The following is a 25,459-nucleotide window of genomic DNA, read 5'->3' as shown; positions in this document are numbered from 1 at the left end:
ATTTTCCCGAAGGCGGTGAAAATGGAGGACATACTCCTTCCAAAGGAGCGGCGGGATGCCGTCGTCCTCATAGGGGTGGACGAGAGGGACAGCGTTGAGTTCGTCCGAATCTATGCCGTCAGTGAGGAGAGGGCTAAGCGGGTCCTTGAGGAGTTCTTCAACGCGAAGGGCCTCTTCCCTACCGACTACCGGCTGGTAAGCAGGGGAACTGAACCAGTTGGCGACAGAAAAGCTATAACAACGAGAAGCGAGACGGCCCTTAGCTCGGCACTTGCCAGGCTTGGTCTTAGGCTACTCTCCAACGGCATCCTCTACCTGGACGGCGTTGAAACGCTGTATCAGATAACCCTCGTCAGTGAGAGCCTGTACTCTTCAATCGCTGGAAAAGAGGTTGAGAAACCGCCGCAAAAAGAGGAAACCGGGAGTCTTCCCGAGCCCGAGGAGGTTCTCTCCCTGGGGGTCGACACCCTCGTGGAGAACCTTTCTGGCAGGGACATTTCGGAGTTCCTTCCTGAAAACGCTCTCCTTCTCAGAGAGCCACCCGTTGAGAAAGTCGCCGAACTTCTCGCCGAGGAGAGGGATTACCCAGTTGTGGTCGAGACCAAAGACGCGAGGAGATACTCCTTCCTCGACTTTGCGGTTGTCGTGAGATTGCCGCCGCTCACTGTTGAGGAGTTCTCGGCGGAACTCTCTTCAAGGCTCGGAATTGACGTTGATCCTTCGTTTTTCTCCTCATATCCCCCTGAAAAGCTCAATATGCAGAACGTTAGAGCACTCGTTCGCCTTGTTGAGGCGATCGTGGAGAAGTGGAAAGTGGAGAGGGAAGAAGCCCTTAAGCTGGCAGTTAGACTCAACCTCGAAGGGCTTTGAAGTACATCTTCGCCATTTCCCGGTAGTCATGGTTGTGCTTTCCGAGTGCAGAGTTTATCAGCTCGCGTTCCTTCTCGCTTTCCGCTAGATATCCCAAAAGAAGTCCTTCATCAACGGTCAGTTCTCTCACGAACGAAGTCCTTTCGAGGTACTCCTTCCTGCTCCTGCTTTCCCGAATTAGCTCTCTCAGTCGCTTGAGGTGCGGTTCGACTTTCTCCTTCCTCTTCTGAAACTCAAGCCAGTCAAAGGAGAGCCTTTCAAACGGGGAAATAAAGAGGCCCGGGTTTGTGAGATATGGCTTTAGGCTTTCCCCGAGCTTTGAGGCGAGGAGCTTCTTTTTAAAGGCCTCCAACCCATCGTAGTCCTCAGCCAGCCTCTTCTTATCAACCAATTCCAGTGAATCGAATAGGGCCAGGCCTGTTAAGTAGCAGAGTGCAGCAAACGGGACTTTTGGGAGGGTAATGGCCTTGCTTGAGACTCTCACGACATCTCCAGCTTTGCGCTCCTTCCCTTCGAGGAGCATGCCGAGGGGGTAGCTTATGCTCTTCAGGCAGAACTCAAGCTCGTCCATTCTTCCACCAGTGAAAGGTCGGACTTTTCACTGAAAACACTTTCGTCAGGTTTTTAGGACTGGCTATCAACATCAATCGGGTGAGAGTATGGAGTGGGTTGAAATAGATGGCTCCTACGGTGAGGGCGGCGGTCAGATACTCAGGACGAGTGTTGCACTCTCGGTGATCACGGGCAAGCCGGTCAGGATTTACAACATCCGCGCAAACAGGCCGAACCCCGGGCTGAGGCCCCAGCACCTCCATGGTATTCTCGCTCTAAAAGAACTCAGCAACGCAAAGATCAAGGGGGCAAGCGTCGGCTCGACCGAGCTGGAGTTCATTCCCGGGAAGGCAGAGCCAAAGCACGTACGGGTTCCCATAAAAACCGCTGGGAGCATTACGCTCGTCCTTCAAGCCCTTCTTCCAGCTATGGCGTTCATCGGTGGCAGCTTCGAGATAACGGGAGGGACGGACGTCCCCTGGAGCCCGCCGGTCGATTATCTCAAGCACGTTACTCTCTACGCTCTCGAAAAGATGGGCATAAAGGTCGAGCTTGAGATAAAGAGGCGCGGCCACTACCCCAGGGGTGGCGGGCTGGTAGTGGGTAGGATTGAGCCTTGGGAAGAAAAGAAGCCTTTGAAAGCCCTGAAGTGGGAAAGGATAGAGTGGTTTGCCGGGATAAGCCACGCGACGAACCTTCCAGCCCACGTCGCGGAGAGGCAGGCAAAGGCAGCTAGGGAGAGGCTGAGTGAGGTTTACAGTGCGCCGGTTGAGATAGAGACCGAGGTTTCTCGCTCTCTCGGCCCGGGGAGCGGGATAGTGGTCTGGGCTGAGACGGATAAGCTCAGGCTTGGTGGGGATGCACTGGGGAAGAGGGGGAAGCCGGCTGAGGTCGTAGGCAGAGAAGCCGCCGATGAACTCATCGAGGCGTTGAAGACGGGAATGGCAGCGGACAGATTCCTCGGCGACCAGCTCATACCGTTCCTGGCCTTCGCGGGCGGCGAGGTTGGAGTCAGCGAGATAACGAACCATCTCGTCACGAACGTCTGGGTGGTTGAGAAGTTCTTCGGGAATGTCTTCGAGGTTGAAGGAGAGGTCGGAAAGCCAGGAACCTTGAGAGTGGTAAAATCAGTTTTGTAGTCTGCTCTATTTTTCTTGTCTGTGGGGATTTGAACTTAGTGTTCTAAACTTTTTGTTAAAAACTTGTACTTTAGTGCACTTTTATAAACATCACCGCTCAGATTTCTCTAACATGTGATTAATGGGTGAGAAAAATGGGGGCTGGCTTAGATTACATCCGCTCTTATCCACCCGAGCCGAGCTCGCTTATTCCCCTCCTCCAGAGGACGCAGGAGCGCTTCGGCTATCTCCCGCGGGAAGTTCTTGAGGAGATTGCGAACTACCTTGGAATTCCGCTCAGCAGGGTCTACGGCGTTGCCACCTTCTACGCGCAGTTCCGCTTTGAGCCGCTCGGGAAGTACGTGGTGAAGGTGTGCCACGGGACAGCGTGCCACGTCAACGGTGCCGTCAACATAGCCCAGGCCCTAAAGGAGGAGCTCGGCATAGAGGAAGGACAGACGACAGAGGACGGGCTTGTAACGCTTGAGCGCGTCGCCTGCCTCGGCTGTTGCAGCCTCGCGCCGGTAATAATGATCAACGAGAAGGTCTTCGGCAAGCTCACGCCCGACAAGGTGAGGAAGCTGGTCAAGCAACTCAAGGAGGGGAAGCTCGATGTCTGAGATCAAGGCCATAGCGGTCGGCATGAACTCCTGTGGTATAGCGGCCGGTGCCAGGGAGACCTACGAGGCAATTAAGGCGGAGCTGGAGAAGAGGAACCTCAACATCAAGCTCAAGATAGTCGGCTGCGTCGGTATGTGCTACCGCGAGCCCCTCGTGGACATAATCACTGAGGACGAAATCATAACCTACGGCCACGTTGACCCAAAGAAGGTTCCGAGGATCATAGAGGAGCACGTCATCAACGGGAGGCCCATAAAGGAGTGGATAGTCAAGCGCGACTGGTGGGAGAACGGCGAGAGGAAGACGTGGGACGTGGATGGTTACTTCGCCAAGCAGAAGAAGATAGTCCTCGAGAACTCTGGCTACATCGACCCCGAGAACATAGACGAGTACATCCAGGCAGGCGGCTACGAGGCGCTTAAAAAGGCCCTTAAGATGGATCCGGAGGAGATAATTGAAATAATCACCAAGTCTGGCCTGAGGGGTAGGGGAGGCGCGGGCTTCCCCACCGGCCTGAAGTGGAAGTTCACTCGCCAAGCCCCGGGAGACGAGAAGTACGTTATCTGCAACGCCGACGAAGGCGATCCTGGGGCATTTATGGACAGGAACGTCCTTGAAGGGGATCCACACCGCGTGATCGAGGGAATGATAATCGGCGCCTACGCGATCGGGGCAACGAAGGGCTTCATATACGTCCGTGCCGAGTACCCGCTGGCGATAAGAAGGCTAAAGATAGCCCTGAAACAGGCTAGGGAGAGGGGCTTCCTCGGCGAGAACATCCTCGGGAGCGGTTTCTCCTTCGACATCGTCATCAAAGAGGGCGCCGGTGCCTTCGTTTGCGGTGAGGAGACTGCCCTGATTGCCTCCATAGAGGGCAAGCGCGGAATGCCGAGGCCGAGGCCGCCTTATCCTGCCCAGAAGGGCCTGTGGGGCAAACCAACCAACATAAACAACGTGGAGACTTGGGCGAACGTGCCCTGGATAATAAGGCATGGCTGGGAGGCCTACGCCTCACTTGGGACGGAGAAGAGCAAGGGCACCAAGGTCTTCGCGCTGTCGGGCAAGATAAAGCACGGCGGCAACGTTGAGGTTCCGATGGGAATCACGCTTAGGGAGATACTCTACGAGATAGGCGGCGGGACGAAGACGGGTAAGAGGATTAAAGCTGTTCAGCTCGGCGGGCCTTCCGGCGGCTGCATACCAGAGGAGCTCTTCGACACTCCCGTTGACTACGAGAGCGTGAATGCAACGGGAGCGATAATGGGAAGCGGCGGAATGGTGGTTATGGACGAGGACACCTGTATGGTTGACGTCGCCAAGTTCTTCCTCGACTTCACGGTCAAGGAGTCCTGCGGTAAGTGCACCTTCTGCCGCATAGGCACCAAGAGGATGTGGGAAATCCTTGACAGGTTCACTAGGGGAGAGGCGACCGAGGAGGACCTTGAAAAGCTTGAGCGGCTCGCCTATCAGGTTAAGGCCGGCTCGCTCTGCGGTCTCGGGCAGACCGCCCCGAACCCGGTTCTAACGACGCTCCGCTACTTCAGGGAAGAATACATAGAGCACATAAACGGCCGCTGTCCGGCGAAGGTCTGCAAGCCGCTCATAAGGTACGTCATAATAACGGATAAGTGTACGGGCTGCACCGCCTGCGCCATCTTCTGCCCGGCCAATGCCATCAGCGGCGAGAGGCTCAAGCCCCACTTCATTGACCAAGAGGCGTGCATCAAGTGCGGTACCTGCTACGAAGTGTGCCGCTTCAACGCCATTGAAATCCTCACCGGGAGGGAGGAGTGATGGTCAAGATTATTCTCAACGGTAAGGAAACCGAGGTTCCTGATGGAAAGCCCCTCATAGAGTTTCTAAGGGAGATTACCCACGTCCCTGGCTTCTGCTATACGGAAGAGCTCGACCCCTACGGCTCCTGCCGCCTCTGCCTCGTTAGCACTCCGAGGGGCGTTACAACCTCCTGCACCCTAAAGCCTATGGAAGGTCTCAGCGTTGAAACGCTCACGGACGAAGTTGTCTCGATGAGGAAGACCGCCCTGGAGTTGATTCTCTCAGACCACTACGGCGACTGTATAGGGCCGTGCCAGGACGGCTGTCCGGCCCACAGCGACGTTCAGGGGTATTTAGCTCTCATAGCGATGGGCAAGTACCACGAGGCCGTGAAGCTGATGAAGGAGAAGTACATTCTTCCTGCCGTCCTCGGAAGGGTCTGCCCTGCCTTCTGTGAGGAGGCCTGCAGGAGGAATCTCGTTGACGAGCCCTTGGCGATAAGGCAGCTCAAGCGCTTTGCCGCTGATTACGACCTTGAGCACGGCCCGTGGATACCCGAGATTCCGCCTTCGACGGGGAAGCGCATCGCCGTCGTTGGAGGCGGCCCAGCTGGCCTCGCCTGCGCCTACTACCTGCGCACGATGGGCCACGAGGTCACCATCTTTGAGGCCATGCCCGAGCTAGGCGGAATGATGCGCTATGGAATCCCACCCTACAGGCTCCCAAGGGATGTCCTTGACAAGGACATCGCGACCGTCATCGAGACGGGCATTGAAGTGAAGACAAATACTGCCCTCGGGAGGGACGTAACCCTTGATGAGTTAATGGAGAAGTACGATGCCGTCTTTCTCGGCGTTGGTGCTTGGAAGAGCAGGAGGATGGGCATCCCGGGAGAGGAGCTTGAGGGAGTGATGCACGGCATAGAGTTCCTGCGGATGGTCAACACTGGCGAAGAAGTGAAGCTCGGCGAGCGCGTCATCGTCGTCGGCGGTGGGAACACTGCCATGGACGTGGCAAGGACGGCTCTGAGGCTCGGGGCTAAGGTTACAGTCGTTTATCGCCGCTCCAAGGCGGAGATGCCGGCCAACGAGCGCGAGGTCGAGGAGGCCATTGAGGAGGGCATCGAGTTCCTGTTCCTCACGAACCCGGTTAGGATACTCGGAGACGGCAAAGTTGAGGAGGTCGAGCTGATAAAGATGCGCCTCGGCGAGCCTGACGCGAGCGGCAGGAGGAGGCCGATACCAATAGAGGGTTCCGAGTTCCGCGTTAAGGCCGACAACGTCATCCTGGCGATAGGCCAGTACTGCGATGAGGAGTTCCTAAGGAGTCTCGGCATCGAGGCCAAGCGCGGGAAGGCCATTGTGGACGATGTAACCCTTCAGACAAACCTTCCGGGAGTTTTCGCAGGTGGAGACCTCGTCCTCGGTCCCTCGACCGTCATAGAGAGCATCGCCACCGGAAGAAGGGCGGCGATAATGATAGACCTCTACCTCAAGGGCAAGCTTGAGAAGGCGAGGGAAGTTCTGCTTGAACCCGAGAAGCACATCGAAGAAGTTCTGAACGATGAAGACCTTTACAGGGTTCTCTTCGACCTCAGGCCATACAACCACTGGAAGAAGGCCACGGAGAAGGACTACGAGCACGTGGAGAGAAGGCCGAGGGCGAAGGTGGAGCTCCTTGATCCAGAGGTCAGGAAGCAGAACTTCGAGGAGGTTGAGCCTCCCCTAACGGAGGAGCAGGTTCTTGAGGAGGCAAAGCGCTGTATGAGCTGCGGCTGTATGGAGGTCTTCCGCTGTAAGCTGAGAGAATATGCCACGCTCTACAACGCGAGGCAGGACGCCTTCGAGGGGGAGGGGAACAGGTTCGAGCTCGACGAGAGCCACCCGTTCGTCACCCTCGACAACAACAAGTGCGTCCTCTGCGGCCAGTGCGTCCGCTTCACCCACGAGGTTGCGGGAGAGGGCGTCGTTGACTACATGTTCAGGGGCTTCAAGACGATGATCTCTCCGCCCTTGGGCGACACTCTCGGGGACGCTGAAGGGCTCTTCATAGGCGAGATGACAGACCTCTGTCCTGTTGGAGCGATAACCGAGAAGCTTCCCTTCCTCAAGCCCGGGCCTTGGAAGACAACCCCCGTTAAAACGGTCTGCAACGGGTGTTCCTTTGCGTGCGAGATGAACATAGAGGTCTACGACGGCATGCTCGTTAGGGCTTCGAGGGTTGAGGAGGGCTGGAACGGACACCTCTGCGACGTCTGCCGCTTCATGAGACCCTGGGCCGAGGACTTAGCTGGACCACTCCTAAACGGAGAGCCCGTGAGCTGGGAGGAGGCTAGGAGGTTCATAGCCGAGAGGGACTACGCGCTCATACTCACTCCGGAGCTCACCAACGAGGAGATAGCCTTCTTTAAGGAGTTCGCCGAGAAGCGCGGCATTCCCATAGGCTCAACGGTCGAGGGAGGGCTTTCAACCGCGACTTTCGAAGACATTAGAAAGGCAAAGCGCGTTCTCCTGAAGGCCGACCCCGAGAAGTACCCGCTCCTAAAGCTCCTGCTGAAGGACAAGGATGTGGTCGAGGAAGACTACGAGGTTGCTATACTCGAGGGGCCAGCGGAGCCTCTCGAAGCCCCGACGCTCATCCTCCACGAGGGAGTTAACGCCGCCGGACTCATAAGGGCTGGAATAGTCGGAATCCCGGAGAGCAAGGCCTACGTAGTGATTGGAAGGGCCGAGAGGGAGCTCGATGGGGACGTGTTGGTTCTTCCCGCGGGCCTCTGGGCGGCCAAGGAAGGAACCATTACAAACGCCTTCGGGATGGAGCTGGAAGTGAAGAAGGTTGTGGAGGGTTACTCTCCGCTGGAGCTTTTCTCCTGAGTTCACCCCTCTATTTCCACTCCATACACCTTTTTCGGGTTCTCGACGTGAATCTTGTAGACGTCTTCCTCAGTGAATATGCCCTGCTGGAGGAAGGCCTTCGTCCTCTTGGGGACGGTCTTTGGCCCGAGAACGGCTCCGGGTCTTCTTTTGTCGTCTATGTAGTCGGTCTCCATCATGAAGCGGTTTCCCTGCTTTATTGCCTCTTCGATGTTCTTTCTGCTCGCTATGACGCTCGGGAAGACCCCAACTTCTTCTGCCACTTTCACAAGAGGTGGGGAGAAGTGCTTGACGACCTTGTGGGGCTTTATCCCGACTTCCTTCACGTACTCCCCAAGCTCCCTGAACTTCTCCTCGTTGAAGCTCTCCGTATGGAGCTGGACGGCGCAGTCAGCTTCCTTCGCTAGGCTCATCCCGTACTTCATCAGTTCTATGCTCGCTTCCCAGATCTCCGCTGGAACCTCGTAGTGGGGTCTTCCTATCTCTCCTATGCCTATCGCTTTTCCCTCGAGGCAGAGCTTCTGGGCGTACTCCAGGGCTTTCATAACTTCGTTTTTGGCGTACTCAAGCCCCTTCTGCCTCGCCAGGTAGTCGAACTCAGCCGGGTGGACTCCAACGACGGCGTAGGCCTTAACCGGCGTCTCCCGGTTTATCTTTTCGACGAGTTCAACGTGGAAGTCCATCGCCTTCATGAAGTCCTCAGCCCTAAGTCCTGGAAATCCGTAGTCGTGGGCTGTTTTGTAAACAACGACGAGATGTGTTCCCCCTGCCCTGTGGAACTGCTTCACCGCTTCCAGAAAGAGACCGTGGTACGGGTCAACGTGGAAGTGGTCGTCCCAGATTATCATCTTAACCACCTCACGACTGGTAAACCTCAAGAATCTGGCCTTCCTCGGCTTTTGTTGGGCTTTCCATCATAATGGCAACTTTGTCTCCAGCAACGGCAAAGTCAACTTTTCTGTGCTCTCGTTCAATAGCCCTGATGACCCCAACGCTCGACCCCTTGAGCTTGTAGCCGGGATATATAATCCCTTCGAGGACTTCCCCCACCAAAACCTCTCTGAACGCGACTTTTAGGACTTTCTCGACCCTGAACTTTCCAACGGGGTACCTTGACGCTATTATTTCCCCTTTATGTCGTTTCCTCCCGAGTATCCTTACCATTCCCTCAGCACCTCAACGATGTCGCCCAGGCTGACTTTGAACCTCTCAGCATTGACGGTAAATAGTGAGAGGGCCTTTTTGGGACGTACTATCAGTGCCTCATTTTCCATGTAGAGCTCTATAACTGAAGAGGCGACTGATTCGAGCATTGGCAGTGGGTTTGGCTTAATGCTATTCAGGACGGGCGTTTCTATGATGCTTATCGTGGCCCTGTTCGGGGAGTTTAGGTTTTCCCTGAAGTACCTCACTATTGGATACAGGTCACGCAGATTGCGCTGGAACATTAACAACCGTTCCAGGCCGAGAATGAGGAGGATGTGGGGAGTATTATCTCCGACAATCTTTGAAACTGCTCTCTCCTTCTTCGGGATGTAGAAGTTTGGATCGGCCTCAAAAGATAGCTTTTCCACGACGTTCCCAACGCTATCTATCCCGGCCACTTTAATGACGTTAATGCTTTCCGATGGGACATGGAAACCCATCAGCTCAATGTGTTTTACGTAAATCGGGAGGGTGTCGAATATGTCTTCCACGATCAGGGGAATCCCTTTTTCCTTGGATACCTTTAGAAGTGCATAGAAGCTCAGTTTCGCACCTGGGGAGGAGATGTTTTCAATAAGAACAAGACTACCTGGTTTAAGGTTCTTGCCTTGGAAAAATGGGATTCTTGAATAATCATGGGTTCTGGTTTCGTTCTCCACTAACGATCCCTCCCACGTCTATTCCAACAGTGGTGCCTATCACGGCAGGATTAATACTCTTTTTAAACGTCAGAATCGCACCAGTGGGGTAGGAGTTCGTTTCGATGACGGTAGTCGCTATCCTCTCAAGCTCTGGGAGGAAGAAGCCGGGCATCATGCTCTCGACTATGTTCCTGTTTATCAGGTAGAGTGCAATTCTATTTTTGTTCCCAACGTATCTCTGGAGGCTTAGCAGAAGTCGGTAGAAGTCCCTGGAATCGCGCATGATCATAAGGATGTTTTCTAACCCAAGAACCAGATTTATCGCAGGTGTTTTTCCCTCAACCAAAATCTCAGAACTTGCGTTGGTGTAGTTTCTAAGGAACACCCTCGGGTCGGGATGGAACTCTATCCGCTTGACTTTTCCTCCGATATTGTGAGTTCCCCCAGTTTTTATGACGTATGCATGGTCAAGGTCGACTTCCACGCCCATGAGCCTGAGGTGGAGGATTAGAGTGTACAGCGTGTCAAAATTGTCGTCTATTACGAGAGGTACTCCATTCTCCTTGGTGTAATCTGCGACCAGTTTTAACGTGAATTCTGGGACGTATGATGTCCTGTGCTCTATCAGTACCGTCTCACCTGGCTGTATTGTCTCGACTAGATGTGAGAAGTCCACGAATTCAACATTGGGGATTGCCTGATCCAATGTGATCACCACTTTTGAGTTAGTAACGTGTGATTGGTGTCCATACTTTCGTGTTCGGTGTTTATATCCTTTCTCCCGCTTAACCCTCCAGCAGTTCTTTTAGTACGTCCCTGGCGGTCTGCAGTATTACTCTCGGCTCTGCATCAACTTTCCCTCTGGCCAGGTTGTCGGTTCCTCCGCCCTTTCCTCCCAGCTGCGAAGCCACTCGCTCAAAGAGCTCCCTCATTGAAACGTTTACATCCTCGTTTCTGGCAAATAGTACATAGTTCTCTCCTACCACGAGCAGTACCGTTCTGGGGTTCTTCTCAACGAATTTCACCGCAAAGCCCTGGACTTCTTTCATAGGCTTGCCTTCAATCAGGGTTACCACTCTGATGTCCCCTATCTTCTCGGACTTCTCTAGGAGGTACTTGCCCTTCCATTCCCAGAGCTCCTCCTTGAGTTCATCTTTCTCTGCCTCCAGCTTGTCCATTGTCTCTTTAAGCTCCTGAATCCTTTCAACTAGAGGCGGGTTTTTGTTTGGCATCTCGTCTAGTGCGTTCCAGTAATCCGACAGGATACCGTTAAGCGTCCTTAAAGCCCTGTTCCCCGCGACGAACTCTATCCTCCAGAGCTTCCTGCTCTTCCTGTAGAACCTGAGTATCTTGAGGAAGCCAATCTCGCGGGTGCTCTTCACGTGGGTTCCTCCGCATGGTGTTGCATCAACGGTTCCGATTTTGATGATCCTTATCCTGTCGTGGACTTTGCTGACATGCTTTCTGAGGATTTTCACAACGTCCTCCGGGAGGTACTGGTACTCCTCCACTTCCACCGGAAGATCGCCCCAGATGACTTCGTTGGTCTTTCTCTCTATCTCCTGTATCATCTCCCACGTAAGTTCTCCAGGATAGTCAATCTCGATCTTGTTGTAGTTCTCAAAAATCTGGAAGCCCGTTGTCTCTGCCCCGTAGAGCCCTTTGATTATCGCCGAAAGAACGTGCTGGCCAGTGTGGTTCTTCATGTTCTCGTATCTCCACTCCCAGTCGAGAACGAGCCTAACTTCTTCCCTAGCCTCTGGCAGCCTCCCTTCTAACTTTCCTTCATGCCATATCTCTTCTTTTCCGCTGACTTTCTCGACTAGAACCCTGAAACCGTCTCCCTCGATAATCCCCCTGTCCGAGGGCTGGCCACCCCCTTCTGGGTAGAATATTGTTCTGTCGAGAAGAACCCTTATCTTCCCGTCTTCTACGGCTTCAATTTTTTCAATCTTTGCCCTAGCTTCACGAAGGTAGGGATCCTTATAAAACAGCTTTTCAGTCATTTGCACCACTCTCCTTCGAGTATTCGCTAACCATATTCCTAAGCAGGGACGCTAGTTCTTTATTGTATCTGTCCTGCATTTCCGAGAACTTTTTGAGGGCGACCGCTATTCCGTTGAGCCTTTTGATATCGTTAACGATTTCCTCCTGCTCCTTGGAGATCTCACTGAGGACGGAGCTTATCTCAACTATTGTGCTTATATCTTTGCCAAGGATTTCTGTTCCCTCCTTTATTCTGTCCATAACCGCCAGTGCATCCCTCAGAGTTTCAAGCTGGTTCATTACCTTGGAGTTGAAGTCCTTTATCTCCTTGGCCAGCTCCATCGTCTGGACTGCCATCTTTCTTATCTCCTCAGCCACAACGGCGAAACCCCTTCCAGCGTCGCCCGCCCTTGCCGCTTCAATAGAGGCGTTTAAGGCAACGAGGTTTGTCTGCTTTGCAACGGTTGCTATTGAGTCGCTTATCCTTGAAACGTACTCCAGGTTTTCCACGAGGGTGTTAAACTCCTTGGCGAAGGTCTCAAAACGCTGAAAGAAAGGAAGAAAGTCCCGCTGAAACGTTTCAAGCTGCTCCATAACCTCGGAAAGCTTGGCGATGTTCTCTATTATGGTCGTGTTGTTATCCATGAACTGCCCACTGATTTCCTCCGCCAGCTCACTGATTATCCTGCTGGACTCTTTGCTCGAGGTTTTTATTCTAACCGATTGTGCAAGTGCGCTCGATGCCTTTTCTATGTTCCTGATATCCATGCTACCACCTCAGCGGAGCAGATCGACCCCGCACTTGAGGTTCTCAAGGAAGTCGTAGAATCTTGGAATGTGTCTCTTTGGAATTATAGCGCCGTGCTGTGGCAGTATAGCCTCTACATCGAGGTGTCTCACCCTGTTGAGCCAGGCCTTTATGGCCCTGTTGCTCGCCATGAGCCTCTCGTGTATGGGCCTCATAGCTTGTATGTGTCTTTCCATGTTTTCAACGACTATGTAGGGATCGTCTAGGAGGGCTATTCCTATGTCCCCAGTAAACAGAAACTTGCTCCTGCGGTCGTACACCGTGAAGTGCCCCGGACTGTGGAGGAAATGTGCAGGTATGAACTCAAGCGTAGTGGCGCCAAAGTTCAGGGTTTCGCCCTCATCGGGAAGCTCGTGGGTTACACTCTTGGAGTCCTCAAAGCCGAAGTGCGGCAGAAACCTCGTCCAGAGCCAGTGGGTAACTATTTTGGCGTTGCTTATCTCCCTCCACAGGGGGAGGCTTCCGGCAACGTCGGGATCCTGGTGGCAGATGTAGATGTACTCTATGTTCCTTGGATCGACGTACTTGGAGGCGTTTGCGAGAACTTTTGAGAATATCTTGTACCCTCCTGGATCCAGGAGGAAACCTCTCCCTCTGCTGACTATCAGATAGCTGTTGACGTCAACGTCCTCACCACCTTCCTGGGTGCCTAGGTAAACGACCGTATGCTCCTCATCCCTGTAGAGAACGTGGTCTTTTCGAGGGTCGAGTCCAGGTTCTATGAAGTATTCTCCCATAGCCACCACTCTCCAGAAAAGTTTAACAAAGGAAATATTTAAGCAGTTTGCCTACATAAGAACCTACATAAACCGGAACAAAAAAGAAAAACACTTAAGAGCCACTTCTGGCCTCAATGAGGGCCTTGACCCTCTTCAGCCTGAAGAAGTTCTCGCGCTCCATCTCATCCAAGCGCTGCTTGATGAACTTGACGGTTGCCTCCATGCGCGGAATTATGATGTACTCGAGAGCGTTGACGCGCCTCTTAGTGACCTCGATCTCCTTGGCGAGCCTTTTGAGGGTCTCTTCTACCTCGGCAAGGCGGACGGCAAGGTCGAGAACTTCTTCAAACTTTTCTGCGGCCAGATCCACCCTTGCCGAGCTTGAGACGAAGGCGTATCCCCTTTCTCCGGCGCTCCTCTTGAAGGACTCGGCCTCGATGAGCGGGACTGGAACGCCCATCACGTTCCTGGTCTTTACCTCAACCTCCCTGTTTGGCTTGACTGAGAGGCTTATCTCCTTCATGCGGAGTGTACCGACGTCAATTTCCGCTCTCTGGAGGGCTTTAAAGGCCTCCATCATCTTCTCGTTCAGCTCTTCCCTCAGGCGGAGCGCCTCGTCGTAGATCGTGAAGAACTCCATGACGAGGGCGTCCTGCTTGTCCTTGAGGAGCTTGTGGCCCTTCTTGGCTAAAGTAATGCGCCTCTTGAGGTTGAGGAGCTCCATCCTGGTGGGCTTCACGTTGAGCAGCTCTGCCATCTCGACCACCTAAAAATTTTGAAGGGGCTCACTCGCCCCTCTTCCTGTACTTCGGGTGGTACTTGAGGATGTACTCCTTCCTGACACGCTTGAGCTCGCTTTCCGGGAGCTCAGCGAGAAGCTCCCAGCCAAGGTCGAGGGTTTCGAAGATGCTCCTGTCTTCGTCATACCTCTGGGCGACGAACTCCCTCTCGAACCTGTCCGCGAACTTGAGGTACTTCCTGTCGGTCTCGCTCAGAGCTTCCTCACCGACGACTGCGACGAGGTCTCTGAGAGACCTACCTTCGGCGTAGGCCGCGTAGAGCTGCTGGCTGAGCTGCGGGTGGTCTTCCCTTGTCCTTCCCTTACCGATACCGTCCTTCATCAGACGGCTGAGGGACGGAAGAACGTCAATTGGTGGGTAGATACCCTTTCTGTGGAGCTCCCTGCTGAGAACGATCTGCCCCTCGGTGATGTAACCGGTCAAATCTGGAATCGGGTGGGTGATGTCGTCGTCAGGCATTGTGAGGATGGGCATCTGGGTTATGCTTCCCTTCTTGCCCCTCACACGACCAGCACGCTCGTAGATAGTTGCCAGGTCAGTGTACATGTAACCCGGATAGCCACGCCTTCCGGGAACCTCCTCTCTGGCAGCTGAAATCTCACGAAGGGCTTCGGCGTAGTTGGTCATATCCGTAAGGATAACGAGAACCTGCATGTCGTAGTCGAAGGCGAGGTATTCTGCAACTGTGAGGGCCATACGCGGGGTGATGATACGCTCGATGGCCGGGTCGTCTGCCAAGTTAAGGAACAGGACCGCCCTCTCTATTGCGCCGGTCTCCTCGAAGCTCTTCTTGAAGAAGTTTGCCTCCTCGTAGGTGATACCCATGGCCGCGAAAACTACCGCGAACTGCTCCTCCTCACCGAGGACCTTTGCCTGCCTCGCTATCTGAGCCGCGAGCATGTTGTGCGGCAGACCTGAACCGCTGAATATCGGGAGCTTCTGGCCGCGGACGAGCGTGTTCATACCGTCTATGGCCGAGATACCGGTCTGGATGAAGTCCCTCGGGTAGGCACGAGCGACCGGGTTGAGCGGCGCACCGTGAACATCGCGCCTGTCCTCCGGGATGATCTCCGGGCCGCCGTCGATCGGCTTACCGATACCGTTGAATATCCTTCCGAGCATGTCCATTGAAACCGGAACCTTGAGGGTCTCGCCGGTGAAGCGGACTCTGGTGGTCTTGATGTCGAGGTCTCTGGTTCCCTCGAAGACCTGGACGATGGCCATGTCCTCCCTTGCCTCAAGGACCTGTCCCTTCCTCTTCTCGCCGCTCTCGGTCTCTATCTCAACGACCTCACCGTAAGCAACGCCTTTGACGCCCTGGACTATCATCAGCGGCCCGTAAATCTTGCTAACGGTTGAGTACTCCATACCCGGCATGATCATCACGCCCCGTACTTCTTGAAGAGCTCTTCAAACTGCTGGTTCGTCTCATCGATGAGCGCCCTAACCTTCTCCACATCTGGCTCGAACTTCATACGGCCTATCTTCTCCCTGACCGGGAGCTTGGCTATCTCGTCAACAGGAACCCCCCTGTCAACTGCCTGCATGGTCTTCTCGTAGAAGTTGAGGATGACGCGCATCATCGTTACCTGCTTCTTCGGCGGGCAGTAGGTGTCGACCTCGTCGAATGCATCCTGCTGGAGGTAGTCCTCACGGAGCATCCTGGTGACGATGAGTATCGCCTTCTCCCTGTCTGGCAGGGCATCCGGACCGACGATACGGACGATTTCCTGGAGTTCCGCCTCCTTCTGGAGGAGCGCCATTGCCGTATCGCGCATCTTCCTCCACTCTGGGTCGACGTTCTTGTGCCACCAGTCCTGGATGGCGTCGATGTAGAGCGAGTAGCTCCTAAGCCAGTTGATAGCTGGGAAGTGCCTTCTCCTCGCGAGGTCAGCGTCGAGGGCCCAGAAGACCTTGACGACACGGAGGGTGTTCTGGACGACCGGCTCGCTGAAGTCACCGCCGGGCGGTGAAACGGCACCTATGACCGAAACACTGCCTACCCTCTCGTCGCTTCCGAGGGTGATGACACGACCAGCTCTCTCATAGAACTCGGCTATCTTGGAGGCTAGATAGGCTGGATAACCCTCCTCACCGGGCATCTCCTCGAGACGGCCTGAAATCTCACGGAGGGCCTCTGCCCATCTTGAAGTCGAATCTGCCATCAGAGCGACGTCGTAGCCCTGGTCGCGGAAGTACTCGGCGATGGTGATTCCTGTGTAGATTGAAGCCTCACGGGCAGCGACGGGCATGTTTGAGGTGTTGGCTATGAGAACGGTTCTCTCCATGAGCGGCTTTCCGGTCTTCGGGTCCTTGAGCTTCGGGAACTCCTCAAGAACGTCGGTCATCTCGTTACCGCGCTCACCGCAACCGATGTAGACGACGACCTGAGCGTCACTCCACTTCGCGAGCTGGTGCTGGGTGACGGTCTTACCCGAACCGAACGGGCCAGGGATTGCGGCCGTTCCACCCTTGGCCTGGCTGAAGAAGGTGTCAATGGTTCTCTGACCGGTGATGAGCGGAACCTCCGGCGGGAGCTTCTGCTTGTAGGGCCTCTTGACACGGACGGGCCAGCGGTGGTACATCTTGAGCTCCTCGATGGTTCCGTCGGGCTTCTTGACCTTGGCTATGACTTCCTCGACGGTGTAGTCGCCCTCCTCGGCGATCTCAACTATCTCACCTTCGACCCATGGCGGGACGAGTATCTTGTGCTCAATGATGCTGGTCTCGGGAACTACACCGAGGACGTCTCCACCGACGACCTTGTCGCCGACCTTGACCTTTGGAGTGAAGTGCCACTTCTTGTCCCTCGGGAGAGCGGGAGCGGTGAGACCCCTCGCTATGAAATCTCCACTGAGCTGCCTGAGAACCTCGAGCGGCCTCTGAATACCGTCGTACATTGCTGTCAAAAGCCCGGGACCGAGCTCAACGCTCAGGGATGAACCCGTTCCCTCGACGGGCTCACCCGGTCTTATACCAGCGGTCTCCTCGTAGACCTGTATGACGGCCTTGTCACCCTCAAGGCGGATGATTTCTCCTATGAGTCCAATCTCTCCGACGCGGACGACCTCGTACATCTTGGCCCCTTTCATGCCGTCCGCAACGACGAGTGGTCCTGTAACGCGTATTATCCTTCCCATTTTCCTTCACCTCTTCAACTCGACACCAATGGCCCTCCTTACTATCTCCCTGAGGGCCTTTTCACCCAGTTTAGAGCCGGACTTGTCCGGCACCTGAAGGATGATAGGGAGCTTAACATCGGGAATTTCGACCTTCTCTGCCAGTCTCTCGGTTATCAGGATTATCCCAACATCCTCTCTCTCAATAAGTTCGTTGAGTTTATTCTTGAGCCTTTCAATGTCCAGTGGAGTTTCCTCGAAGGCATAAGCCTCGTGGACACCTGCAAGGCGGAAACCGAGTACGGTGTCGCTGTCCCCGAGCACGGCTATCTTCATGCGACCTCACCCACAAACTCCTTGATCACTTCAGGTTCGAGGCCATCACCTATGAGCTTTACCATGGCCCTGAGCTTCCTGACTTCCCTCTCCTTCTTGAGCACGTAGGCGAGGGGAGCAGCTATGCTGAGCGGATGGAACCTGTCGAACTCCGTGACCTTTTTGATCAGGTGCTCGTCAAAGGCCCTCTCGATGACGCTGATGTCCTTCTCGGCCTCCTCACGGACTTTCCTTATGAACTCACCGTACTCCGTTGAGTCCAGCTGGGCAAGCGTCATTTCGATGGAATCTATGTGCAAGAGGGGCTCAACGTCCAGTGAACCACCGGGGATGAGCATTGAGCGTATTTCCTTGGCTGAAAGCCCTGCCAGTTTCCCCCTGAGTGTGGTCATTAAGTTGAGTTTGTCTATCTTGAGCTTAATGAACTCCGTGAGAAGAGTTTTTTCATCGTCCTTCCTTGAGCGGGCATAGTTGAGAAGCTTCTTATAGTACATCCTGTAGAGTTCGGTTTCAAACGTGCTGACGTCGATGTTTCCAGCGATTAGCTCCTGATATGGGCCCTCGTAGGGAGTGCCCTCAAGGATTACGAGTATCTCCTCTAGGGTCTTGGCTTCCGCCATTGCCTTGACCTTCGGAAGCATCGGGCCGAGTTCGATAATGTAGTCCGAGGCGGGCTCGTTTGCCAGCTTCGCCTTCACGACGTTGGCTATGTTCCTGACGTCCCACTCCTCCATCATGAGCCTGAAGAAGTCCCTTGAACGCTTGGGAAGTATCTTGAACATGAGCTCGTAGGTCTTCGCGAGGGAAGCATCGAGCGCCCTCTCTATCTCCTCCACCGAATAGCTTGAGACGTTCGAGAGGGTCTCCTTGTAGTCGGTGTCCTCAAGGCTGGCAACGAAGTTCTGAAGGGTTCTGCTCTCGGCGAGCTCGTTAAAGCGCTGTTCCGTCAGGAGTTTTGCCTCCATTGCCCTAACCCTTGCGTTCGGGTAGGAGTAGGGTGTGTACTTCCAGAGTATCTTGTATGTCTTCCACCCGACCCAGGTGAAGACAACGCCGAGCGTCGTGTTGAGGATTCCCTCGATTACGTTCATCATCCTCACCCAAAGAGAGCCTTGGCGATCCTGGCCCTCAGATCCGCTTCGAGCCTCTCAATCCTGGCTTCAAAGGTGTTGTCAACCCTGACGCTTCCGTCGGAGCTCTCAACCAGGACGCCGCCGATTGTGCTTATCGGTTCTCCAACCGTTATCTCGACCTCTTTCCCGAGCTTCTCTGAAACGCTCTTCTTGAACTCTGGGAGCTTTTCAACGATGAGCTTGAGGGTCTCCTCGTTGGAGCGGACGACGGCGGAGTCGATGTTGAGCTCCTCAAGGGCTTCGGTAGTGAGCGTGACGAGGGTCTGGAAGTACTCATCAGCGGGAAGTGAAGCGAGCCTCTCCCTTAAGGCCGAGAGAACTGCCCTTATCATCTCTTCTTGGACTTCGAGCCTCTTCTTCCTTACCTCCAGCCTGGCGCTGGCTATCGCTCTCTGTTTCTCCATCTCAGCCTGGGTCTTGGCCTTCCTGAGTATCCACTGGGCCCTGTCCTCGGCCCTCTTCCTAGCCTCTTCCTTGATCTTCTCAGCCTCTTTCTGGGCCTCGCTGAGGATGTACTGTATCTTCTGCTCCGCTTCCCTGTTTATTTCCTGAATTATCAGTTCTGCGCCTTCCATTATTCAGTCCCCCTCAAAGATTATAAAAAGGAGAGGGCTTCAGAAGCCAACTCCAGTGGCGATCATGATAAGCGCACCGACGAGACCGAAGATCGCCGTGGTCTCGGCCATAGCCGCGAATATGACGCCCTGAGTGAAGGTCTTCGGGTTCTTGGCAGCGGCGCCTATTCCTGCGCTGGCGATGATACCCTGAGGTATAGCTGAGAGACCGGTGAGGCCAACGGTAAGACCGGCGCCGAATAGTATGGCGCTCTTCACAAGGTTCTCTGTGGTCGCTTCGGCAAACTTGAATCCGCCGCCGATGATCCCAGCGCTGAGCATAATGAGGAACAGGGTGATGAGACCGTAGATGCTCTGGGTCATCGGCAGACCCTCAAGGATGAGGGCGTTCTTGAAGTTCTTCTCGTCCTCCGCAACCGCTCCTGCCGCTGCAGCTCCAGCGATTCCTATACCGAAAGCTGAGGCTATACCCGCTATTCCCGCCGCGAGTGCGGCGCCCAACACGACGTAAACTATCGGATCCATCTCTTTGCACCTCCTAACTAGACCTCAAGTTCAAGCTTTGAGACTTCCCTCTTGGATTTAAAGGGCTCGAACCTTTTACCCTCACCTGAGTAAAACGTTCCGAAGAACTCAACATAATGCAGACGTAGGGCATGAACAAATGCTCCGAGTGCGTTTATGGCCGTTGAAAACAGCTGGCCGCCGAAGAATATTATCAGGCCTATTATCGGCCCTATGTAGAGGAACTTTATGGCCCAGACCATTCCAACGAGAACGTTTATGACCATCGCTATTCCGCCCGTTGCCAGCGCCAGCGCCATCAGTCTTGCGTAGCTGAGCCAGTTGCCGACGAAGCCGAAGAAGTCTGAGATTATCATCAGTGCTGCTAGTCCACCGTTGATTACCAGCTCGCCCACCGCAAACAGGGCTATGCCAGTACCGAGGATGGCCTTTGCTGCTGCATCGAGACCTTCCCTCTGGCTAGCGAGGAGAGCAACACCTATGATGATGATCATCCACGGAAGCTGCTCAAACACTGCGCCCTTTCTGTCTCCATTCTTCCACTTGATGACGAAACCTAGCGTGTACCCAAGGAATAGGTGTGCCAAGCCTATGGCAAGCGCGGCTAGAAGCATAGGCATAGGTTCTCTGAGCGGATCGAGGAGGCGCCACGCGTGGGCGTTCTGATCACCGGTTATGTATTGGAGCATTATGTCTGCAGCGTTTCCAAAGTAGCTTCCGAAGAGTGCTCCGAGAAGCATCGTGAAGAACGCGCTCCAGAGTAGGATGTATGCAAACTTGTAGGTTCCGTCGTTGAACTTCTTGTGGCCCTTAACTAGGAGAGCCGCCACTATGCCGACTATCAGACCGTAGAGGAAGTCGGTGAGCATGAATCCGAAGAAGAACGAGTATGTAAAGGCTATTATCGGCGTTGGGTCTATCTCGTCGTGCCTAGGAACACCGTACATCTCGGTGAGCATCTCGAAGGGTCTGGCCCATCCCGGATTCTTGAGCTTTACGGGCATTTCTTCGAGTTCTTCTTTCCTTGGTTCACGGACGTTTATGTAGGCCTTTCCTTCCGTTATCCTCTTGATGCCCTCGAGTATCTTCTGGACGTCCGGCCTCGGCACCCAGCCTGTAAGAGCGAACGTCATGTTGGTTCTCGCGAGCATTGGCAGTACCGTTGACTTGTCGCGCTCGTTGTCCACCAGTTCCTTGTAGAATAAGACGTCGTCGTAGTACTTTTCGGCGAGCTTTGAGGCTTCTTTCTTGGCCTCCTCAAGTTCCTTCTCTTTTTCTGCGAGCTTCTTTGAGTACTCCTTCATGAGCTCCTTCGGAGTGCCCTCGCCTTCTGGAATCTCGAGTTTCTCAACGGAGAACTTGGCTAGGAGGGTGTTCACCTTGTCATGGTCTCTAGCCAGGTTGACAATGACTACAAGTGCTTTGTCGCTGGCTTCTTTGGTGATAATGGCAACGTGGTTCTCGGTTTCTTTCTTTAGGGCGTCTGCTAACTCCTTCACTCTTGTCCTGTCTACGAGACCAACGGTTACCTCCACGACACCACAATGTCTTAGATAACTTACGTCTATATTGAGGGGTGTGAGGATGTCCAAAATGCCAATTTGCTCTTTTATTCTTTCGATTTCTGTGCTCAAAGAGTTCATTCTACCTTCAATGGCCTTTATCTCTGGCTCTACTTTCCCCAAGAACTCTTCCACGTCTTTTATGAGCTTTTCAAGTCTTTCGTATCTATATGTTCTCTTCGGCTTTTCCTTCGGGAAGAAGAACTCTTTGATGCCCCCTCCAGCGGCCTTCCTGTATGTCCCAAGGAACTCGACGAGCCTGGACATGCTTATGCTGTAGGACGCGGCTTTTCTGTGGTACTCGTTTGGAGTGTCTTTCTGGGCGAGCTCGACTTTAACCTCTCTTACTTCGACCGCTCCAGCCTCGTGGAGGTACGTTAGAAGGGTGTCCTTATACCTGTTAAGTGTAATTACCTCGAGTTTTACCATCTCTTCGGGCCGGAACACATCAGGCCCCCCTGACGAGTTCTATGGCTTCCTGGATAGCTGTCTCAAAGTTTGACTCCGCCCTCTCGCGGAGTGCAGAAATCTCTTTCTCCCCCTCCTCGAGGATTTTCTTGGCTTCGGTTTCACCCTCAAGGCGGGCCTTCTCTATGAGGTTCTGTGACTCCTCCTCGGCCTTTTTGATGGTCTCTTCCTCAATTTTCTTAGCTTCTTCCTTTGCTTTCCTTATTATCTCCTTTGCCTCATGCTCTGCCTTTTCAATGCGGGTCTCTGCCTCTTTTTCTGCTTCAACAATCCGCTTGATGACGTCTTCCATGAGCCGTCCCTCCGATGACAGTGAAAACAGGTTCCTCTGACAGCTTTGGCTAGCCTAATCGCTTTAAATAGTTTATGGTCGGTCTAGAAAGTTTGAGAAAAAAGAGGTAAAATTGGAATTTATTCGGATTCCTCTTTTCTATCCTCAAACAGCTCTTTGACCTCTTTGAGGGCAGAGTTCTTTGCGAATATTATTATCTGGCCCTTCTCTGGCAGTTTGGTGTCTCCAGATGGTATTATCAGGTTGCCCTTGCCGTCGTAGATGGCCACTATCAGAGCATCCCTCGGAAGGTTGAGGTCTTTCACGAGCTTTCCTGCAACCTTGCTGTTCTCGTCTATGGTGAACCTAACTATCTCGGCACCCTCCTTCGGGAACAGGACTCTGTCAAAGCCAGGAGTAACGATGTTCCTGCTTATGTACTCCGCCGCTATCTCCTCGGGGGATATGACGAAGTCAAAGTACTTTTTCAGGTCTTTGACCTCTTCGAATATCCTCCTGTTCTTGGGGTTGCTGACCCTCAGGGATGTCTTGATGTTCGGGTTGAGGCTCTTCGCCAGTATGCAGGCTAGGAGGTTTGCGTCGTCCCTTCCCGTTAAAGCCGCGAAGGCATCTGCCTGCTTTATGTTGGCCTCCTCCAGCGTCTTCGTGTCGGTCGCATCTCCCTCGATTACCAGGCCGTTTATCATTAGGGAGAGCTCCTTCGCCCTGTCCCGGTCCATTTCTATTATCGTTACGTCGTGGCCGTCCTCTTCAAGCATCTTTGCCACGAGGTATCCCACTCTTCCAGCGCCCATTATTATGACGTACATCACTCCTCACCGATGAGGTACTTGGCAACCTCTGCATAGGCGGGTCTCGTCACGAATATTCCGATGAGGACGCCGATTATCGTCGTCACCGCGAAGCCCTTGAGCGTTCCGACGAAGTACACGAGGAGGAAGCTCATTGCCGCTATGGTGGTTGCCGCCGAGGCGAATATGATAAAGAACGCCCTTCCGATTCTCTTGAGAGCTCCGGCACGTCTGGTTATCCTTGTGCTCCTCTCTCCGCCGAGGAGCTCGTCGGTTATGACTACCTGCTGGTCAACGCCCGTACCTATTGCCGCGATTATACCGGCTATGCTCGGCAGATCGAGGTTCCACTTGATAAGGGCAGCTATTCCGAGGATGATTATGACCTCAAAGAGGCTGGTGCTCGCGACGGGTATTGCTATCTTCCAGTTCCTGTAGTGGAAGTAAACGATGAGGAGGACCGCCACCAGTGCGGCGAGGCCCGCATAAAGGGCCTGCTTCTTAAAGTCCTGCCCGAGCTTTGGAGATATGAACTCCATGCTGATGACCTTGAGCTTGACCGGGAGGGAACCGCTCTTGAGCACGGTGTACACAGTTTTAGCTTCCCTTTCCGCTTCAACCCTGTTGGATGCGCGTCCGGTTATCTGAACGTCGGTCTGAGGAACACCGTTGGCAAGTCCTTCACCGAGCGAATACGGGCCGTAGAGTCCGAGTATTTCCTTGACGAAGGATGTAGTGTCAGCACTTGGCTCACTCGGGATGTACTTAACGCTCACGTTCATATCCTTCAGCCCGTCGTAGAGCTCCCTGGGAACTCCTGCGAGGACGATTGCCCTGCCGTTTGCCATTTCCTTGAGTTCGGTGGCGCTCTGGTTGGTGTACATTATGGTCGTTATGTTAAGGGCCTTCTCTATCCTGGCGGCCAGTGGTGGTGCATCGGGGGCGCCCGCGTTAAAGGCCGTTCCGTTCATTGTCATGAAGACATCCTGAGGAACAACAAGGAGGGAATTAATCGGTGGATCGAGGAACATATCAACTGGCCATCCCGCCTTTCCCTTGGCCAGCTCCGCAAACTTCTCGGCGGCGCTCTTCGATATCCTGAACGGAACCGCCCAGCTGTTGTCGGATTTTATCTCATAGGGGCCGACGTAGGTGATGTCCTTTCCGGTTCCAAAGACAACACCGTTGAACTCCATGAAGAAGACACCCTGGCTCTCAATAACCTGTTTGAGCTGGTTTGCCTCTTCTGTTGAGCTCACGTTTGCAACCTTAACCACGACTATGCTGTTGCCCTGACCTTCAACTGAGATGTCCCTTAGACCGAAGGTGTTGAGCCTCTTCTGGAGGGAATCCACGACGAGCTCCATTGTCTTTGAGTCAACGGGCTCTTCCGTCTGCGCGATAAGCGCGACACCGCCGGAGATGTCTATTCCGAAGGTGAGTCCCCTTGTGTAGAGAGAACCTATTGAGCCTATGAGGAATATAATGAGCAGGAGAACCTTCCAGTTCAGGAGGATTTTCTTGAGCTTTCTGTTCATAGTTCAACCCCCCTCGAGAGGTACCACCGCAGAACACCTGCGTTGAAAATCCATGTGTTCATAAAATCGGCCAGCAGACCGAATATCAGGACAGCCGCTATGTTGTCCAGGACGGGTGAGGTTGATATTATCCACAGCATCAGGAGGGCACCGAGTGTTGTTGTGCTCATCGTGAAGCCGGTTGAAACAGCGCTTAGATAGGCCTCTTCGATGGTGTACTCCTTTCTCTTAGTCAGTTTTGTTGTGAGGAGGATGTTGCTGTCCACGGTGTAACCTATGAGCATCAAGAGAGCAGCTATCGTGGCGGTTGTGAGCTGAATTCCGAATATTCCCATAACGGCAACGGCTATGATCATGTCGGAGAGCGCCGAGAAGATTATCGCCAGAGATGACACTGGGTTCCTGAAGAACAGGAACACAACAATCGCCATTGCGATGAATGCGAAGATGATCGCCCTAGTGCCCTGTTTCTTTGCCATCTCTCCGAAGGTCGGCTGAACATCGCTGTGGGTGAAGTCTGCGTTGGGGTACTTTTCCTTGAGGATGTCTATTATTTTTTGAGGATCGGTTCCAGCGGGAGCATAGACCCTTATTCCCTTTGATCCACTAACGCTGGTGAAGCTCTCAACGTGGGCTTCGATGCCAAGCCAGCCGCTCAGTTCCTTCTCCAGCTGGTCAGGGTTTGCGCTGATTCCCTCTCCAGTTACCACAACACCGCCCTTGAGGTCTATTCCGAGGGGCGGGAAGTGCACTGCCAGCAGGAGGAGTGCCACTATGAAAACAACAAGCGGGTAGGTTATCATTTTCTTGGGCTCCATTTCAGCAAGAAACCTCAGCTTTTCCCTGCTTTTTGCCCGAACTTCGGCGGTTTGTCCGGGCTTTTGAGTTTTACCCTTGGCCATACGTTCACCCCTGAAAGTTTTGATTCGGTAACTTGTTGGTTAATAAAAACCCCGACGGTTTTAAAATTAGTGGTGGATTTCATGGATTCACTCTTCGGTGTTTGTTTTTTGGGTTCGGGCCGTTGTGGTAGACTTTATGCCCAATTGGGATAAAAATTGCAGTTATAATCAAAAACACCCAGAAAAAGTCGGTTTAAATCGATAGAAAACGGTAAATGTCCGCTCAGTCCAGAATCGGCCCGTTACTT

The 25,459-nt window shown here is 53.7% G+C and carries 25 protein-coding genes; 5 read left to right on the top strand and 20 right to left on the bottom strand.

Annotated elements, in window-relative coordinates; translation table 11 throughout:
- Positions 1–21: 21 nt before the first annotated feature.
- Positions 22–870 carry a hypothetical protein gene (locus TK_RS08070; RefSeq protein WP_048053742.1) on the top strand — a complete coding sequence of 283 codons (849 nt, stop codon included), beginning with the start codon at positions 22–24 and terminating at the stop codon, positions 868–870.
- Here TK_RS08070 and TK_RS08065 read toward each other — a convergent pair.
- Positions 851–1,441 (bottom strand): hypothetical protein, encoded by a 591-nt coding sequence (locus TK_RS08065; RefSeq protein WP_011250567.1) that lies wholly within the window; start codon positions 1,439–1,441, stop codon positions 851–853. The two genes, TK_RS08070 and TK_RS08065, sit on opposite strands and share 20 nt — an antisense overlap.
- Positions 1,442–1,529: 88 nt before the next feature.
- Between TK_RS08065 and rtcA the strand changes: the two genes are divergently transcribed.
- The 4 genes from rtcA to TK_RS08045 all read left to right on the top strand — a co-directional run bounded on the left by rtcA (position 1,530) and on the right by TK_RS08045 (position 7,810).
- On the top strand, positions 1,530–2,561 hold the full coding sequence (rtcA, locus tag TK_RS08060; RefSeq protein WP_011250566.1) for an RNA 3'-terminal phosphate cyclase: 1,032 nt from the start codon (positions 1,530–1,532) through the stop codon (positions 2,559–2,561).
- Positions 2,562–2,695: 134 nt separating this feature from the next.
- Positions 2,696–3,160, top strand: coding sequence for an NADH-quinone oxidoreductase subunit NuoE (nuoE, locus tag TK_RS08055; protein WP_011250565.1), 465 nt, complete (start codon positions 2,696–2,698; stop codon positions 3,158–3,160).
- On the top strand, positions 3,153–4,955 hold the full coding sequence (nuoF, locus tag TK_RS08050; protein WP_011250564.1) for an NADH-quinone oxidoreductase subunit NuoF: 1,803 nt from the start codon (positions 3,153–3,155) through the stop codon (positions 4,953–4,955). Before nuoE ends, nuoF begins: the two co-directional genes overlap by 8 nt.
- Positions 4,955–7,810: an NAD(P)-binding protein gene (locus TK_RS08045; protein WP_048053741.1), complete on the top strand. Its 2,856-nt coding sequence runs from the start codon at positions 4,955–4,957 to the stop codon at positions 7,808–7,810. Before nuoF ends, TK_RS08045 begins: the two co-directional genes overlap by 1 nt.
- A 2-nt stretch (positions 7,811–7,812) precedes the next feature.
- On the opposite strand, the gene TK_RS08040 is transcribed toward TK_RS08045, so the two are convergent.
- The 19 genes from TK_RS08040 to TK_RS07950 all read right to left on the bottom strand — a co-directional run bounded on the left by TK_RS08040 (position 7,813) and on the right by TK_RS07950 (position 25,211).
- Positions 7,813–8,658: a TatD family hydrolase gene (locus TK_RS08040; RefSeq protein WP_011250562.1), complete on the bottom strand. Its 846-nt coding sequence runs from the start codon at positions 8,656–8,658 to the stop codon at positions 7,813–7,815.
- 10 nt (positions 8,659–8,668) lie between these two features.
- A complete protein-coding gene (pbp11, locus tag TK_RS08035; RefSeq protein ID WP_011250561.1) occupies positions 8,669–8,974 on the bottom strand; it encodes a tRNA-binding protein Pbp11 in 306 nt (101 codons plus the stop codon).
- A complete protein-coding gene (locus tag TK_RS08030) occupies positions 8,968–9,675 on the bottom strand; it encodes a DUF257 domain-containing protein (protein ID WP_011250560.1) in 708 nt (235 codons plus the stop codon). Before TK_RS08030 ends, pbp11 begins: the two co-directional genes overlap by 7 nt.
- Complete coding sequence (locus tag TK_RS08025; protein ID WP_011250559.1) at positions 9,650–10,363, bottom strand: DUF257 domain-containing protein; 714 nt, start codon at positions 10,361–10,363, stop codon at positions 9,650–9,652. Before TK_RS08025 ends, TK_RS08030 begins: the two co-directional genes overlap by 26 nt.
- Positions 10,364–10,442: 79 nt before the next feature.
- Positions 10,443–11,663, bottom strand: a complete 1,221-nt coding sequence (locus TK_RS08020; protein ID WP_011250558.1) for an alanyl-tRNA editing protein — start codon at positions 11,661–11,663, stop codon at positions 10,443–10,445.
- Positions 11,656–12,411, bottom strand: a complete 756-nt coding sequence (locus TK_RS08015) for a methyl-accepting chemotaxis protein (RefSeq protein ID WP_011250557.1) — start codon at positions 12,409–12,411, stop codon at positions 11,656–11,658. The genes TK_RS08020 and TK_RS08015 overlap by 8 nt, the downstream gene beginning before the upstream one ends.
- A 9-nt stretch (positions 12,412–12,420) precedes the next feature.
- On the bottom strand, positions 12,421–13,188 hold the full coding sequence (locus TK_RS08010; protein WP_011250556.1) for an MBL fold metallo-hydrolase: 768 nt from the start codon (positions 13,186–13,188) through the stop codon (positions 12,421–12,423).
- A 94-nt stretch (positions 13,189–13,282) separates the two neighbouring features.
- Complete coding sequence (locus TK_RS08005) at positions 13,283–13,927, bottom strand: V-type ATP synthase subunit D (protein WP_011250555.1); 645 nt, start codon at positions 13,925–13,927, stop codon at positions 13,283–13,285.
- 28 nt (positions 13,928–13,955) lie between these two features.
- Positions 13,956–15,347: an ATP synthase subunit B gene (locus TK_RS08000; RefSeq protein ID WP_048053740.1), complete on the bottom strand. Its 1,392-nt coding sequence runs from the start codon at positions 15,345–15,347 to the stop codon at positions 13,956–13,958.
- A gap of 5 nt (positions 15,348–15,352) precedes the next feature.
- Positions 15,353–17,110 carry an ATP synthase subunit A gene (locus TK_RS07995; protein WP_011250553.1) on the bottom strand — a complete coding sequence of 586 codons (1,758 nt, stop codon included), beginning with the start codon at positions 17,108–17,110 and terminating at the stop codon, positions 15,353–15,355.
- Positions 17,111–17,116: 6 nt separating this feature from the next.
- A complete protein-coding gene (locus TK_RS07990) occupies positions 17,117–17,425 on the bottom strand; it encodes a V-type ATP synthase subunit F (protein ID WP_011250552.1) in 309 nt (102 codons plus the stop codon).
- The gene (locus TK_RS07985; RefSeq protein ID WP_011250551.1) at positions 17,422–18,519 is read right to left on the bottom strand and encodes a V-type ATP synthase subunit C; all 1,098 of its coding nucleotides are present in this window, start codon (positions 18,517–18,519) and stop codon (positions 17,422–17,424) included. Before TK_RS07985 ends, TK_RS07990 begins: the two co-directional genes overlap by 4 nt.
- Before the next feature lie 2 nt (positions 18,520–18,521).
- Positions 18,522–19,133: a V-type ATP synthase subunit E gene (locus TK_RS07980; protein ID WP_011250550.1), complete on the bottom strand. Its 612-nt coding sequence runs from the start codon at positions 19,131–19,133 to the stop codon at positions 18,522–18,524.
- Between the two features lie 39 nt (positions 19,134–19,172).
- Positions 19,173–19,658, bottom strand: a complete 486-nt coding sequence (locus TK_RS07975) for a V-type ATP synthase subunit K (protein WP_011250549.1) — start codon at positions 19,656–19,658, stop codon at positions 19,173–19,175.
- 17 nt (positions 19,659–19,675) lie between these two features.
- On the bottom strand, positions 19,676–21,667 hold the full coding sequence (locus TK_RS07970; protein ID WP_011250548.1) for a V-type ATP synthase subunit I: 1,992 nt from the start codon (positions 21,665–21,667) through the stop codon (positions 19,676–19,678).
- A gap of 1 nt (position 21,668) precedes the next feature.
- Positions 21,669–21,980: a V-type ATP synthase subunit H gene (locus tag TK_RS07965; RefSeq protein ID WP_011250547.1), complete on the bottom strand. Its 312-nt coding sequence runs from the start codon at positions 21,978–21,980 to the stop codon at positions 21,669–21,671.
- A gap of 119 nt (positions 21,981–22,099) precedes the next feature.
- Positions 22,100–22,789, bottom strand: coding sequence for a potassium channel family protein (locus TK_RS07960; protein WP_011250546.1), 690 nt, complete (start codon positions 22,787–22,789; stop codon positions 22,100–22,102).
- The gene (locus tag TK_RS07955) at positions 22,789–24,309 is read right to left on the bottom strand and encodes a preprotein translocase subunit SecD (protein WP_011250545.1); all 1,521 of its coding nucleotides are present in this window, start codon (positions 24,307–24,309) and stop codon (positions 22,789–22,791) included. The genes TK_RS07960 and TK_RS07955 overlap by 1 nt, the downstream gene beginning before the upstream one ends.
- Positions 24,306–25,211 (bottom strand): protein translocase subunit SecF, encoded by a 906-nt coding sequence (locus tag TK_RS07950; protein ID WP_011250544.1) that lies wholly within the window; start codon positions 25,209–25,211, stop codon positions 24,306–24,308. Before TK_RS07950 ends, TK_RS07955 begins: the two co-directional genes overlap by 4 nt.
- Between the last annotated feature and the right edge of the window lie 248 nt (positions 25,212–25,459).

This window comes from Thermococcus kodakarensis KOD1, assembly GCF_000009965.1.
GTDB classification, from domain to species: domain Archaea; phylum Methanobacteriota_B; class Thermococci; order Thermococcales; family Thermococcaceae; genus Thermococcus; species Thermococcus kodakarensis.
Note: the sequence above shows the minus strand (reverse complement) of the source record. Positions and strands in the feature narration are given on the sequence as shown.